The organism is Streptomyces mangrovi, from assembly GCF_900114215.1.
Taxonomy (GTDB): Bacteria; Actinomycetota; Actinomycetes; order Streptomycetales; family Streptomycetaceae; genus Streptomyces; species Streptomyces barkulensis.
Genome location: NZ_FOSG01000008.1, coordinates 268735 through 282394, shown reverse-complemented (window position 1 = coordinate 282394; position 13660 = coordinate 268735). Strand labels below are relative to the sequence as shown.

Below are 13660 nucleotides of genomic sequence, written 5' to 3'. Positions count from 1 at the left end.
CGGTGGCCGAATCCGTCGCCCGCGAGGTCGGGATCGACGAGGTGATCGCCGAGGTCATGCCCCAGGACAAGGTCGACACCGTCAAGCGCCTCCAGAGCCAGGGCCGCTCCGTGGCCATGGTCGGCGACGGCGTCAACGACGCGGCCGCCCTCGCCCAGGCCGACCTCGGCCTGGCCATGGGCACCGGAACCGACGCCGCCATCGAGGCCGGCGACCTGACCCTGGTCCGCGGCGACCTGCGCGCCGCCGCCGACGCCATCCGGCTGTCGCGTCGCACCCTGGGCACCATCAAGGGCAACCTCTTCTGGGCCTTCGGCTACAACGTCGCCGCCCTGCCGCTGGCCGCTTCCGGTCTGCTCAACCCGATGATCGCGGGAGCCGCCATGGCCTTCTCCTCGGTCTTCGTGGTCACCAACAGCCTGCGGCTGCGCGCCTTCCGCTGACCGGTCCGGGGCGTTCGCCCCGGACCGCCCATGTCGTCGGCCGGGCCCGGTTCCGGGCTCGGTTCCGGGCCCGGCCGACGACATGGGCAGACAGCCGATCATATGAGCGCCAAATGGTTTCTATGGCAAATCCAGGCTTCCGCCGGCCGCCCAGGATGGCGCAAAAGTGCGTTGCGGACCCGCCGATCCCGCTGTGAGTGTGATCCCGTCCGTCACTCCAGCAACAGCCGACACACCGCGTGTGAACGTTCGCACCAGTACACGGCTGTTCTGTCGACAGAGGAGAGTGCGCACGACATGAAGCAGAAGAAGACCTATGTGAAGCCCGCCCTCTTCGACCAGGGGAGCTTCCGCAAGAGGACCGCGGGTTACTTCTTCGGGAAGTACAAGGAGTACTTCAGCCGCCGGTTCGTCTGACCGTCCCGTGGTGGAGAAGATGCCCGGTCACCTGCGTGACTTCTTCGCGGTCCTCCCGGACACGGCCGAAGGGCGGGCCGTGGCCGGGCGTCTTCGCCCGGGCGGCCCGGCGAAGGCGGCGGACGAGGGGGCCGTCCGCCATCCCTCGGGGCGCCCCTGGATCGTCTTCCGCCTCCCCTTCCGACAGGTCAGCCATGTCACGCGCGGCGACGACTCCCTTGTACTGATCGGTCCGAACCGCGTCCCCGAGGCCGACCTCCTCGGCGTCCTCGGCCCGGCCCGCGACACCGCCGACCTCCACCGCCGGCTGACCCGGCTGCCCGGCATCCACCACGTCGTCTCCCGGATGGGGGACGAGGTCTGCGTGCGGGGTACGGCGTCCGGGCACCGGCGCGTCTACCACGCCCGGTGCGCCGGCGGACGCGTCGCCTCCGACCGGCCCGCCCTCCTGGCCCACCTCACCGGGGCCGGAATCGACGACGGCGCACTCGCCCTGCGCCTGCTGGACTTCGTCCCGCACCCGCTGCGGCACCGACCCCTGTGGCACGGTCTGGAGGAGATCGACCCCGCGTACGCGCTCAGCCTGCGCGAAGGCCCCGGCGGCCCCCGCCACACCGTGTGGCGCTGGTGGCAGCCGCCCGAGCCGGAACTCGGCACGGAGCGGGGCGCCCCCCTCCTGGCCGCCGCGCTGGCGGACTCCGTCCGCGCCCACCTGGCCGGGCACACCCGGATCAGCTGCGAACTCTCCGGCGGGCTGGATTCCACCTCCGTCGTCTTCCTGACCCGGCGGACACCGGGCGAGCGGGAGACGGCGCTGCTGACCGTCGCCGCGCGGGACGGCCACTCGGAGGACGAGACGTGGGCCCGCCGGGGCGCTCAGGACGCCCGCCGCGGCGCCGGGCGGACCGTCGAGCACCATGTCGTCCCGGCCGGCGACGCCCCGCTGTTCTACGCGGACCTGGGGGGCAGCGCCCGGGAGCTGTTCGACGAGCCCTTCCCCGTCGCCCCCGCGCGGGCGAGGGCGTATCTGCTGCTCAGCCGCGCCGCCGCCACCGGATCCCGCTACCACCTCACCGGCTACGGCGGTGACGAACTCTTCAACGGCCTGCCCTCGGCCTGCCTGGATCTGCTCCCGGGCAGCCCGCTGAAGGCGTGGAACCGGATCGGCGCGCTGCGGCACCAGTACGGCTGGCCTCTGTGGCCCACCCTGCGCGGCCTGCTGGCGCGCCCCTCGTACGCCACCTGGCTGGCCGGCGCCGTCACCCGCGAGCCGCCCGACGACCGCGGCCCACGGCTGTCCTGGGGGCCCCGGCAGTCGCTGCCGCCCTGGCTCACCGGTGACGCCGGGGCCCTGATTCTCGACGAGCTCCGCTCGGCGGCCGGGCACGCCGAGCCGCTGAGCCCCCGCCCCGGACGGCACACGGACCTCGACACCGTCCGGGCCGGGGCCCGCGGCTTCCAGGCGCTGGAGGACGTGGGCGTCACCGCCGGCCTGCCGGTGGCCGCGCCGTTCTACGACGACCGGGTGGTCGAGGCCGTCCTCTCCGTCCGCGTCGAGGACCGGGTCGTCCCCTGGCGGTACAAGCCGCTGCTGGTGGAGGCGGTGCGCGAGGTGATGCCCGACCGCCTGCTGGCCCGGACCACCAAGGACCACATGTCGGCCGACGACGTGCGCGGGCTGCGCGAGCACTCCGCCGAGCTGCGCGCGCTGTGGGACGGCTCCCTGCTGGCCCGGCGCGGGCTCGTCGACGCCGCCCGGCTCGGGCGGCTGGCCGACGACCCGTACTCCCCCGTCCTCCAGCAGTACCCGGTCGACTCCACGGTCTCCTGCGAGACCTGGCTGCGGACGGCCGAGGGCGCCTGGCCGGCCGGGGAGGAACACCGCGATCCCGACAGGAGCGAGGCGATCTCGTGAAGCTCAGACAGGGTGTGGCCATGACCACCACCGAGTACGGCGCCGTGCTGCTCGACGAACGCAGCGGCTCGTACTGGCAGTTGAACGAGTGCGGCACCGTCGTGGTGGAAGCGCTCGCCCAGGGGCGGGGCCGGGAGGCCGCCGTGGAGCGGCTGCTGGAGGAGTACGACGTCGGCCGTGCCGAGGCCGAGGCGGACGTCGCGGAGCTGACCGGCCGGCTGGTCGAGGCGGAGCTCCTCGCGCCGTGACCACCGAGATGACCATGCCCCGCCGCGGCTCCGGCTCCGGCGGCGTCCGGGTGCGCACGGCCGTCGCCGCGGCCCTGGTGCTGAGCCGGCTGCGGCCGGGGCGGCTGCGCCGGGTGCTGACCCGGATCAGCCGCGGCGCCCGTCCCGCCGGGTACGAGGAGACCCTGCGCGTGTACGAGGCGGTGGTGGCCACCAGCCGCAGATGCGCCGGCTGGTACGGCTGCCTGCCGCGCTCCGTGGCCATCGCTCTGGCCTGCCGGATGTCGGGGGAGTGGCCCGACTGGTGCGCGGGGGTGCGCAGCGCGCCGCCCTTCTCCGCGCACGCCTGGGTACGGGCCGGGGGCAGGGCGGTCGGGGAGCAGGAGCCGGACGGCCTGCGGCCTCTGATGACGGTGACGGTGGGCAAAGGGGACGGCGGTGACTCGGGTGAAGGCCCCTGTGGTTCCGGCGGTTTCGGCGGTTTCGGCGGGGGGACCGGTGGGGGGACCGACGGATCGGGCCGTGGAGCCTCCGGCGGCGGGGCCGGGGAAGGCTGAGGAACGGGGGCCGGCCGTCGGCCCCTCCCCGGTGCGGCTGCTCCTGGAACAGGTCCGGCCGCACCGGCGGGTCCTGGTCGGCGGAGGGCTGCTGTCCCTGCTCGGCTCCGGCGCGGACCTCGCCATGCCGATGATGGCCAAGCACGCCGTGGACGCCTTCGCGGACGGGCGCTCACCCGTCCGCCCGCTGCTCGTCCTCACGCTCGTCGTGCTCCTCGGGGCGTTCCTCGCGGCGGCCGGCGGATATCTGATGGCCCGCACCGGCGAGGCCGCCGTCCTGCGGGCCCGGCGGCGGCTCGTCGGCCGGATGCTGCGGCTGCGGGTCGCGGCCGTCGACCGGCTCACCCCCGGCGACCTGCTCTCCCGCGCCACCGGTGACACCTCGCTGCTGCGCACAGTGCTCTCCCGCAACGTCGCCGACGCGGTCACCGGGGTGCTGGTCCTGCTGGGCACCGTCGTTCTGATGGCGGTCGTGGATCTCGTCCTCCTCGGGGTCACCCTCCTCGCCGTACTCCTCGCCCTGGGCCTGCTCGCCCTGCTCATGCCGAGGATCCAGCGGGCGCAGCACCAGGCGCAGGAGGCGGTCGGCGCGATGGGCTCGGCGCTGGACCGCGCGCTGCAGGCGTTCCGCACCGTCAAGGCCAGCGGGGCCGAGGAACGCGAGACCGCGGCCGTCTTCGAGGCGGCCCGCCGGGCCCACGACCGCGGTGTGGCGGTGGCCTGGTGGAACTCGGTCTCCGACGTCACGACCTCCGTGGCGATGCAGTTCGCCTTCCTCGCCGTGCTGGGGGTCGGCGGTGCCAGAACCGTCTCCGGAGCGATGGAGATCTCCTCGCTGGTCGCCTTCCTGCTCTACCTCTTCACCCTGATGGGCCCTCTCGGCCGGGTCACCGACGGCTGGAGCGGTCTGAGCAGCGGGCTGGCCGCGGTGCGGCGCATCCGGGAGATCGAGGAGCTGCCGGGGGAGCACCTGGACAGCGGGCCGGCTCCGAAGGGGGCGTCGCCGAAGGGGGTGCCCCCGCTCGGCGTCGCCTTCGAGAACGTGGTCTTCGGCTACGGCGACGGACGGGAACCGGCGCACCGGGGGGTGACCTTCGAGGTGCCCGCCGGCGGTCTGACGGCGCTCGTGGGCCCCTCCGGCGCCGGGAAGTCGACGGTGTTCGCGCTGCTGGAGCGCTTCTACGAGCACGATGCGGGCACCGTGGCCGTCGGCGGGCGCGACATCCGCCGCTGGCCGCTGGCCGAACTGCGGTCGGCGATCGCCTATGTCGAGCAGGACGCGCCCGTGCTGGCCGGAACCCTGCGGGAGAACCTGCTGCTGGCCGCTCCGGACGCACCGGAGGGGGAGGTGCGGCGCGCGGTGTCGCGCACCCGGCTCGACGGCCTCGTCGAGCGGCTGCCCGGGGGCCTGGACGCACAGGTCGGCCACCGGGGGGTGACGCTGTCGGGCGGCGAGCGCCAGCGGATCGCCATCGCCCGGGCGCTGCTGCGCAGGCCCGGGCTGATGCTGCTCGACGAGGTGACGTCGCAGCTCGACGCGGTCAACGAGGAGGCGCTGCGCGAGGTCGTCGTGGAACTCGCCGCCGAGACCACCGTCCTGACCATCGCGCACCGGCTCTCCACGGTGGTGCGGGCCGACCGCATCGTGGTCATGGAGGGCGGCCGGGTGCGCGCGGTGGGCCGCCACGCCGATCTGCTGCGCTCGGACTCGCTGTACGCCGGGCTCGCCGCCACACAGCTCGTGACGGACCGCTCCCCCGCCCGGACCGCGAAGGGCTCCTGCGGTCCCCCGTGAGCGCCGCACGGCGGGACTCCCACGGCACGCACGGCAGACCCCGCACGGCAGACCCCGCACGGCAGACCCCGCCGGCAGGGGCACGCCCGGCTTCCGCGGCAAGGCCCTGCGCACACAGAAGCGCCCCGAACGACGAGTCCCCCCACGGGCCCGTCGACGGGGCGCCTCCTCTTCCCGGTCATGGACTCCCCCCACGGGATCCTGGCCGGGTGTCTGCCGGGCGGTGTACGGGCGGGAGGGCCGCTCAAGCTCCCCCGAGGCACACCGCCTGCGGACCACCGTCCTCGTCCCCCACAGACGAACACGGCGGGCGGCGGCGGCTCCGCCGGAGTACCGACGCCACCCCATAAGACACACGAGTCCGCCGAATGGTTACCCCTCTTTATGTGTGACCTGCGTCACCCTTCTTCACGCCTCCTCCACCGCTCCCCCGCGCCGGGAACACACCGCGGCCCCCGCTCCGCATCCCGAAAGGCTGCGAAGCGGGGGCCGCGGCAGGTGGCTCTAGGCGCCCGGAGGCGCGCTCAGCGCTGCTCCACCGGGACGTAGTCGCGCTCGACGACGCCGGTGTAGATCTGGCGCGGACGGCCGATGCGGGAGCCCGGCTCCTTGATCATCTCGTGCCACTGCGCGATCCAGCCGGGCAGGCGGCCGAGCGCGAACAGCACGGTGAACATGGTGGTCGGGAAGCCCATGGCCCGGTAGATCAGACCGGTGTAGAAGTCGACGTTCGGGTAGAGGTTGCGCTCGACGAAGTAGTCGTCGGCCAGCGCGTGCTCCTCCAGCTTCAGCGCGATGTCCAGCAGTTCGTCGGACTTGCCGAGCGCGGAGAGGACGTCGTGCGCCGCCGCCTTGATGATCTTCGCCCGGGGGTCGAAGCTCTTGTAGACGCGGTGGCCGAAGCCCATCAGCCGGACGCCCTCCTCCTTGTTCTTCACCCGGCGGATGAAGGAGTCGACGTCACCGCCCTCGGCCTTGATGCGCTCCAGCATCTCCAGCACCGACTGGTTGGCGCCGCCGTGCAGGGGGCCCCACAGGGCGCTGATCCCGGCGGAGATGGAGGCGAACATGTTCGCCTGGGAGGAGCCGACCAGACGCACGGTGGAGGTCGAGCAGTTCTGCTCGTGGTCCGCGTGCAGGATGAGCAGCTTGTCCAGGGCACTGCTCACGACCGGGTTGAGCTCGTACTCCTCGGCCGGGACCGAGAAGGTCATACGCAGGAAGTTCTCGACGTAGCCCAGGTCGTTGCGCGGGTAGACCACCGGGTGGCCCACCGACTTCTTGTACGCGTACGCCGCGATGGTGGGCAGCTTGGCGAGCAGCCGGATGGTGGACAGGTGCCGCTGCTGCTCGTCGAAGGGGTTGTGGCTGTCCTGGTAGAAGGTGGACAGCGCGCTCACCACCGAGGAGAGCATCGCCATCGGGTGGGCGTCCCGCGGGAAGCCGTCGTAGAACCGTTTGACGTCCTCGTGGAGCAGGGTGTGCTGGGTGATCTCGTTGCGGAAGCCGGCCAGCTGGTCGACCGTGGGCAGCTCTCCGTTGATCAGCAGGTAAGCCGTCTCGAGGAACGTGCCGTGCTCGGCGAGCTGCTCGATCGGATACCCGCGGTAGCGGAGGATGCCCTTCTCGCCGTCGAGAAAGGTGACCGCCGACTTGTACGCGGCGGTGTTGCCGTAACCGGAGTCCAGGGTCACCAGACCGGTCTGGGCGCGCAGCTTGGAGATGTCGAAACCACTGTCACCGACAGTGCTGCCGACCAGCGGGAAGCTGTACTCGCCGTCCCCGTACCGCAGTACTACTGCGCCATCGCTTTCACGGTGTTCGCTCACGTCATCCCTCACCGACGTAGTGCCTCATCTTCGAGTGCCCTGTCCTCGTCCCACTGTCTCCCATTCGGTGCGGTGCGGTGCACTCGGGGTCGGCCAGCAGGCCCGCAGGTGGCACGGAGTGCCTCCGGAAAGTTACGCGGGGTGTGGCGTGCCGCGCAATCGGTGGTCCAGGGCGGTGCAGCGCCGTCCCGCGGAGACCGTCCGCACGGCCTGGCCCAGAGCCCTGCGCGACCCCACCAGCACCACAAGGCGTTTGGCCCTGGTCACGGCCGTGTAGAGCAGGTTGCGCTGGAGCATCATCCAGGCGCCGGTGGTGACCGGTACGACCACCGCCGGGTACTCGCTGCCCTGGGAGCGGTGGATGGTCACCGCGTAGGCGTGCGCGAGTTCGTCCAGTTCGTCGAAGTCGTAGCCCACCTCCTCGTCCTCGTCGGTGCGCACCGTCAGGCGCTGCTCCTCCGTGCTCAGGGCGGTGACCACGCCCACCGTGCCGTTGAAGACCCCGTTGGCTCCCTTCTCGTAGTTGTTGCGGATCTGAGTGACCTTGTCGCCCACCCGGAAAACCCGTCCGCCGAATCGCTTTTCGGGCAGATCGGGCCGGCCGGGGGTGATGGCCTGCTGGAGCAGCCCGTTGAGCGTGCCCGCGCCGGCCGGGCCCCGGTGCATCGGCGCCAGCACCTGTACGTCGCGGCGCGGGTCGAGGCCGAACTTCGCCGGGACGCGCCGGGCCGCCACGTCGACGGTGAGCCGGCCGGCCTCCTCGGTGTCGTCCTCCACGAAGAGGAAGAAGTCCGACAGACCCCGGGTGATGGGCGGGACCCCGGAGTTGATGCGGTGGGCGTTGGTGACCACGCCGGACTGCTGGGCCTGCCGGAAGATCCGCGTCAGCCGCACCGCCGGGACCGGGCTGCCCTCGGAGAGCAGGTCGCGCAGCACCTCGCCCGCACCCACCGACGGCAGCTGGTCCACGTCCCCCACCAGCAGCAGATGGGCGCCCGGCGCCACGGCCTTGATCAGCTTGTTGGCCAGCAGCAGGTCCAGCATGGACGCCTCGTCGACGACCACCAGGTCGGCGTCCAGCGGTCGTTCCCGGTCGTAGGCGGCGTCCCCGCCGGGCTTGAGCTCCAGCAGCCGGTGGACGGTGGAGGCCTCCGCCCCCGTCAGCTCCGACAGCCGCTTGGCCGCCCGGCCGGTGGGCGCGGCCAGCACCACCTTCGCCCGCTTGGCCCGCGCCAGCTCCACCACCGACCGCACGGTGAAGGACTTGCCGCAGCCGGGCCCGCCGGTGAGCACCGCCACCTTCTCGGTCAGCGCCAGCTTCACCGCGTCCCGCTGCTCGGGGGCCAGCTCGGCCCCGGTGCGCTTCGCCAGCCAGGCCAGGGCCTTCTCCCAGTCGACGTCCCGGAAGGCCGGGATGCGGTCCTCCTCGGTGCGCAGCAGGCGCAGCAGCTGGGCCGACAGGGACAGCTCGGCGCGGTGGAAGGGCACCAGATAGACCGCCGAGACCCGCTGCTCGGGGTGCTCCGGGTCGGGGACCCGCTCGCGCACCACCCCCTCCTCCTCGCCCGCCAGCTCGCCCAGGCAGTCGATGACCAGGCCGGTGTCCACCTGGAGGAGCTTGACGGTGTCGGCGATCAGCCGCTCCTCCGGCAGGTAGCAGTGCCCCTGGTCGGCCGACTGCGACAGCGCGTACTGCAGCCCGGCCTTCACCCGGTCGGGGCTGTCGTGCGGGATGCCGACGGCCTGCGCGATGCGGTCGGCGGTCAGGAAGCCGATGCCCCACACGTCGGCGGCCAGCCGGTAGGGCTGGTTGCGCACCACCGAGATCGAGGCGTCGCCGTACTTCTTGTAGATGCGCACCGCGATCGAGGTGGACACCCCCACCCCCTGGAGGAAGACCATCACCTCCTTGATCGCCTTCTGCTCCTCCCAGGCCGCGCCGATCAGCTTCGTCCGCTTCGGGCCGAGGCCGGGCACCTCGATCAGCCGCTCCGGCTCGTTCTCGATGACCTCCAGGGTCTCCAGCCCGAAGTGGTCCACGATCCGCTCGGCGATCTTCGGGCCGATGCCCTTGATCAGGCCGGAGCCCAGATAGCGCCGGATGCCCTGGACGGTGGCCGGCAGGACCGTGGTGTAGTTCTCCACGGTGAACTGGCGGCCGTACTGCGGGTGCGAGCCCCAGCGGCCCTCCATCCGCAGCGACTCCCCCACCTGTGCGCCGAGCAGCGAGCCGACGACCGTGAGCAGCTCGCCGCCGCGCCCGGTGTCGACACGGGCGACCGTGTAGCCGTTTTCCTCGTTGGCGTAGGTGATGCGCTCGAGGACGGCCTCGAGGACGGCGGGTTGGAACGACATGTCACAGACCGTAACTCCGGGGACCGACAACCGGAATCCCGGCCGCGGGGACGCGGCGGGTACGGGGCGGTGCGGGGTGGTGCGGGTTCCCGCCGCGGGCGGAACGCCGCGGAACATGCGGAACATGCGGAACGTTACGAGGGGCCCGGCCTGAACGGCCGGGGCCCCTCGTGTCCCCCGTCGGTCTCACCCTCCCCCGAGATCCCTCCCCGGTTCGACCGACACCCGCTATGACCCTCGGAGGGCCGGAAGGGTTGCACGGCGGAACAAGATTTTTTCCGCCGGTTCTCCCGCGGTGCCTTTGCGGCGGGCGGCGGAAGTGGAATCGGCGCGGGTCCGGGTACCCGGCCCGGGCTTCCCCGGGACCCCACCGGGCCGGCCCCGCCCAACGGCTCCGCCGGAGCCCTCCGGCGGACGGGAGCGGCGGGAGGCTCCGGCGTTCGGGAGCGGCGGGAGGCGACCGTGACGGCATCCGACAGTGAGGAGACGGCGCATGAGCGGGTGGACCCCGTCCCAGGCCGAGGGCGAGCGGGACGACGAGGAGGGCATCGACCAGTCACGCGGGCTGCACGAGCGGCACGAGGCCGAAGCCGCCACGAGGAAGGGAGCGGCGAGGAAGGCCGCCGGCGCCGGGGAGAAGGGCCCGGCCGCCACCCCTTCGCAGGCCGAGGGCGGCAAGGGCGCGGAGGGCGCCGAGCAGGACCGCGGCGGCGCGCGGTGACGCCGCCGTCGCCTCCCGTGCGGACGGGAGGCGACGGCGGCCGGCGCGGTCCGCGGCGCGACGGTGGCGGACCGCGTCCGTCCTGCGGCCCCGGCGGGCTCCGCCCCCGCGGAACGGCCCCTGCGGGACGGCGGCCCCTACAGGACGTGGGCGCGGAAGCGCTCCACCGTCTCCGCGAGCGCCTCGCGGCCGTCGCGGTCCCACAGGGCCTCGTTGAAGATCTCCACCTCCGTCCAGCCGGTGTAGCCGGCCGCCGCCACCCGGTCGCGCCAGAAGCGGAAGTCGACCGAGCCGTCCCCGAGCTGCCCGCGGCCCAGCAGCACGCCCGCCGGCAGCGGGGTGCACCAGTCGGCGAGCTGGAAGGCGGCGATGCGGCCGCCCTGCCCCGCCCGGTCGATCTGCGCGGGCGCCAGGTCGTCCCACCAGATGTGGTACGTGTCCACGACCACGCCGACCTGCTCGGCCGGGAAGCGCTCGGCCAGGTCCAGGGCCTGTCCGAGGGTGGAGACGACGCAGCGGTCCGAGGCGAACATCGGGTGCAGCGGCTCGATGGCCAGCCGCACCCCGCGCCCGACCGCGTAGGGGGCCAGTTCGGCCAGCGCGTCGGCGATCCGCTCGCGGGCGCCGTACAGGTCGCGGTCGCCCTCGGGCAGCCCGCCGGAGACCAGGACCAGGGTGTCGGTGCCGATCCCGGCCGCCTCGTCGACCGCCGCCCGGTTGTCCTCCAGCGCCGCACGGCGCGCGGCGGGGTCGGCGGCGGTGAGGAAGCCGCCGCGGCACAGGCTGGTGACGGTCAGACCCGCCTCCCGCACCAGGCGGGCGGTGGCCTCCACCCCGTACTTGCGGACGGGCGCCCGCCACAGGCCGACGCCGCCGACGCCCAGCGAGGCACACTCCTTCACCAGTTCGGGCAGGGAGAGCTGCCGGACGGTCTCCTGGTTGATGGAGAAGCGGCCGGGGCCGGCGGACCCGCCGGCGCCAGGGGCCCCAGGGGCTTCGGGGAACGCGTTCACGCCGCCACCCCGTACACCGCCAGCAGGTGCCGCATCCGCGCCTCGGCCAGCGCCGGGTCGGGGAACAGTCCCAGGGAGTCGGCCAGTTCGTACGCCCGTGCCAGGTGCGGCAGCGAGCGCGCGGACTGCGCCCCGCCGACCATGGCGAAGTGCTCCTGGTGCCCGGCCAGCCAGGCGAGGAACACCACGCCGGTCTTGTAGTAGCGGGTCGGGGCCTGGAACAGGTGGCGGGACAGCTCGACGGTGGGGTCCAGCAGTTTGCGGAAGCCCGCCGCGTTCCCGGTGTCCAGCACCCGCACGGCCTCGGCCGCCAGCGGCGCCAGCGGGTCGAAGACGCCCAGCAGGGCGTGGCTGAAGCGCCCGCCGGCCGCGGGGTCCTCGCCCGCGATCAGTTCCGGGTAGTTGAAGTCGTCGCCGGTGTAGCAGCGCACCCCGTCCGGCAGTCGGCGGCGCAGCGCGACCTCGCGGCCCGCGTCCAGCAGGGAGATCTTGACGCCGTCGACCTTGTCGGGGTGCTCGGCGACGACGGCGAGGAAGGTCTCGGTGGCGGCGTCCAGGTCCTCGCTGCCCCAGTAGCCGGTGAGCGCCGGGTCGAACATCGGGCCGAGCCAGTGCAGGATCACCGGCTCGGACGCCTGGCGCAGCAGGTGCCCGTAGAGCTCCAGGTAGTCCTCGGGGCCCCGGGCGAGGGCGGCCATGGCGCGGGAGGCCATCATGATCGCCCGGGCGCCGGCCTCCTCCACCACGGCGAGCTGCTCCTCGTAGGCGGTGCGGACCTCGCCCAGGGACGCGGCGGGGCCGGTGAGCTGGTCGGTGCCCACCCCGCAGGCGATACGGCCCCGGCAGGCGGCGGCCTCGGCGGCGGAGCGGCGGATCAGCTCGGCGGCCGCGGCCCAGTCCAGGCCCATGCCTCGCTGGGCGGTGTCCATGGCCTCGGCGACCCCGAGCCCGTGGGACCACAGATGGCGGCGGAAGGCGAGCGTGGCGTCCCAGTCGACGGCGGCCGGGCCGTCGGGCGTCACGTCCGCGAACGGGTCGGCGACGACGTGGGCGGCGGAGAACACCGTGCGGGAGGCCGGCGGCGGGCTCCCGGCGGCGGGCACCGCGGGCTCGGTGCGGGGGGTGTACTCGCGCAGGACGCCGCAGGCGTCGGGCAGGCGGATCACAGGCTCAGCTCCGGTACGTCGAGGCGGCGGCCCTCGGCGGCCGAGGCCAGGCCGAGTTCGGCGAGCTGGACGCCGCGGGCGCCGGCCAGCAGATCCCAGGTGTAGGGCTCGTCCAGCACCACATGACGCAGGAACAGCTCCCACTGCGCCTTGAAACCGTTGTCGAACTCCCCGCCCTCGGGGTGGTTGTCCGGCACCTCCTGCCACTGGTCGCGGAAGGACTCGGTCACCGGCAGGTCCGGGTTCCACACCGGCTTCGGGGTGGCGGAGCGGTGCTGGACGCGGCAGGTGCGCAGTCCGGCGACGGCCGACCCCTCGGTGCCGTCGACCTGGAACTCCACCAGTTCGTCGCGGTTGACCCGCACGGTCCAGGAGGAGTTGATCTGGGCGACGATCCCGCCGTCGAGCTGGAAGATGCCGTAGGCGGCGTCGTCGGCGGTGGCCTGGTACGGCTTGCCCATCTCGTCCCAGCGCTGCGGGACGTGGGTGGCGGTGACGGCCTGGACGGTGCGCACCCGGCCGAACAGCTCGTGCAGCACGTACTCCCAGTGCGGGAACATGTCGACGACGATGCCGCCGCCGTCCTCGGCCCGGTAGTTCCACGAGGGGCGCTGGGCGGGCTGCCAGTCGCCCTCGAAGACCCAGTAGCCGAACTCGCCGCGCACCGACAGGATGCGGCCGAAGAAGCCGCCGTCGATCAGCCGCTTGAGCTTGAGCAGTCCCGGCAGAAAGAGCTTGTCCTGCACCACGCCGTGCTTGACGCCGGCGGTGCGGGCGAGCCGGGCCAGTTCCAGCGCGCCGTCGAGGCCGGTGGCGGTGGGCTTCTCGGTGTAGACGTGCTTGCCGGCGGCGATCGCCTTGCGGATGGCGGCCTCGCGGGCGGAGGTGACCTGGGCGTCGAAGTAGATCTCGACGCTCTCGTCGGCCAGTACGGCGTCGAGGTCGCAGCTCACGGCGTCGGGGTCGAGGCCGTGGCGCTCGGCGAGCGCTCTGAGCGCGTGCTCGCGGCGCCCGACGAGGACCGGTTCGGGCCACAGCACATCGCCGTCGCCCAGCTCCAGTCCGCCCTGCTCGCGGATGGCGAGGATGGAGCGGACCAGATGCTGGCGGTATCCCATCCGGCCGGTGACGCCGTTCATGGCGATCCGTACGACCCTGCGTGTCATGAGCTTCCCTCTCGCTTTAGAAAGCGCTTTCTATCCCAGGGCAAGCTAGCCTGCCC

The 13660-nt window shown here is 73.2% G+C and carries 12 protein-coding genes; 7 read left to right on the top strand and 5 right to left on the bottom strand.

Going from position 1 to position 13660, the window contains the following annotated elements:
- The 6 genes from BM237_RS14350 to BM237_RS14330 all read left to right on the top strand — a co-directional run.
- The coding region (locus BM237_RS14350) for an HAD-IC family P-type ATPase (protein ID WP_139238108.1) at positions 1–443 on the top strand (443 nt) is incomplete at its 5' end.
- A 297-nt stretch (positions 444–740) separates the two neighbouring features.
- Positions 741–860 (top strand): keywimysin-related RiPP, encoded by a 120-nt coding sequence (locus BM237_RS28735; protein ID WP_107415231.1) that lies wholly within the window; start codon positions 741–743, stop codon positions 858–860.
- A gap of 19 nt (positions 861–879) precedes the next feature.
- Complete coding sequence (locus tag BM237_RS14345; protein ID WP_093850036.1) at positions 880–2775, top strand: asparagine synthase-related protein; 1896 nt, start codon at positions 880–882, stop codon at positions 2773–2775.
- Positions 2772–3023 (top strand): lasso peptide biosynthesis PqqD family chaperone, encoded by a 252-nt coding sequence (locus BM237_RS14340; RefSeq protein ID WP_093849995.1) that lies wholly within the window; start codon positions 2772–2774, stop codon positions 3021–3023. Before BM237_RS14345 ends, BM237_RS14340 begins: the two co-directional genes overlap by 4 nt.
- Positions 3020–3559, top strand: a complete 540-nt coding sequence (locus BM237_RS14335) for a lasso peptide biosynthesis B2 protein (RefSeq protein ID WP_093849994.1) — start codon at positions 3020–3022, stop codon at positions 3557–3559. The genes BM237_RS14340 and BM237_RS14335 overlap by 4 nt, the downstream gene beginning before the upstream one ends.
- Complete coding sequence (locus BM237_RS14330; RefSeq protein WP_139238107.1) at positions 3525–5354, top strand: ABC transporter ATP-binding protein; 1830 nt, start codon at positions 3525–3527, stop codon at positions 5352–5354. Before BM237_RS14335 ends, BM237_RS14330 begins: the two co-directional genes overlap by 35 nt.
- A gap of 524 nt (positions 5355–5878) precedes the next feature.
- Here BM237_RS14330 and BM237_RS14325 read toward each other — a convergent pair.
- Both BM237_RS14325 and recD2 read right to left on the bottom strand, forming a co-directional pair.
- The gene (locus BM237_RS14325) at positions 5879–7183 is read right to left on the bottom strand and encodes a citrate synthase (RefSeq protein ID WP_093849992.1); all 1305 of its coding nucleotides are present in this window, start codon (positions 7181–7183) and stop codon (positions 5879–5881) included.
- A 132-nt stretch (positions 7184–7315) separates the two neighbouring features.
- A complete protein-coding gene (gene recD2, locus BM237_RS14320; protein WP_093849991.1) occupies positions 7316–9538 on the bottom strand; it encodes an SF1B family DNA helicase RecD2 in 2223 nt (740 codons plus the stop codon).
- Positions 9539–10031: 493 nt separating this feature from the next.
- Here recD2 and BM237_RS14315 point away from each other — a divergent pair, with 493 nt between their 5' ends.
- Positions 10032–10259, top strand: a complete 228-nt coding sequence (locus BM237_RS14315; RefSeq protein WP_093849990.1) for a hypothetical protein — start codon at positions 10032–10034, stop codon at positions 10257–10259.
- 137 nt (positions 10260–10396) lie between these two features.
- On the opposite strand, the gene BM237_RS14310 is transcribed toward BM237_RS14315, so the two are convergent.
- From BM237_RS14310 to BM237_RS14300, 3 genes are read right to left on the bottom strand one after another with little or no spacing between them, the layout of a single operon-like run.
- Entirely contained in the window at positions 10397–11272 is an 876-nt protein-coding gene (locus BM237_RS14310; protein ID WP_093849989.1) for a sugar phosphate isomerase/epimerase family protein, read from the bottom strand.
- Positions 11269–12438: a dihydrodipicolinate synthase family protein gene (locus tag BM237_RS14305; protein WP_093849988.1), complete on the bottom strand. Its 1170-nt coding sequence runs from the start codon at positions 12436–12438 to the stop codon at positions 11269–11271. Before BM237_RS14305 ends, BM237_RS14310 begins: the two co-directional genes overlap by 4 nt.
- Complete coding sequence (locus BM237_RS14300; RefSeq protein ID WP_093849987.1) at positions 12435–13604, bottom strand: Gfo/Idh/MocA family protein; 1170 nt, start codon at positions 13602–13604, stop codon at positions 12435–12437. The genes BM237_RS14305 and BM237_RS14300 overlap by 4 nt, the downstream gene beginning before the upstream one ends.
- Positions 13605–13660: the final 56 nt, after the last annotated feature.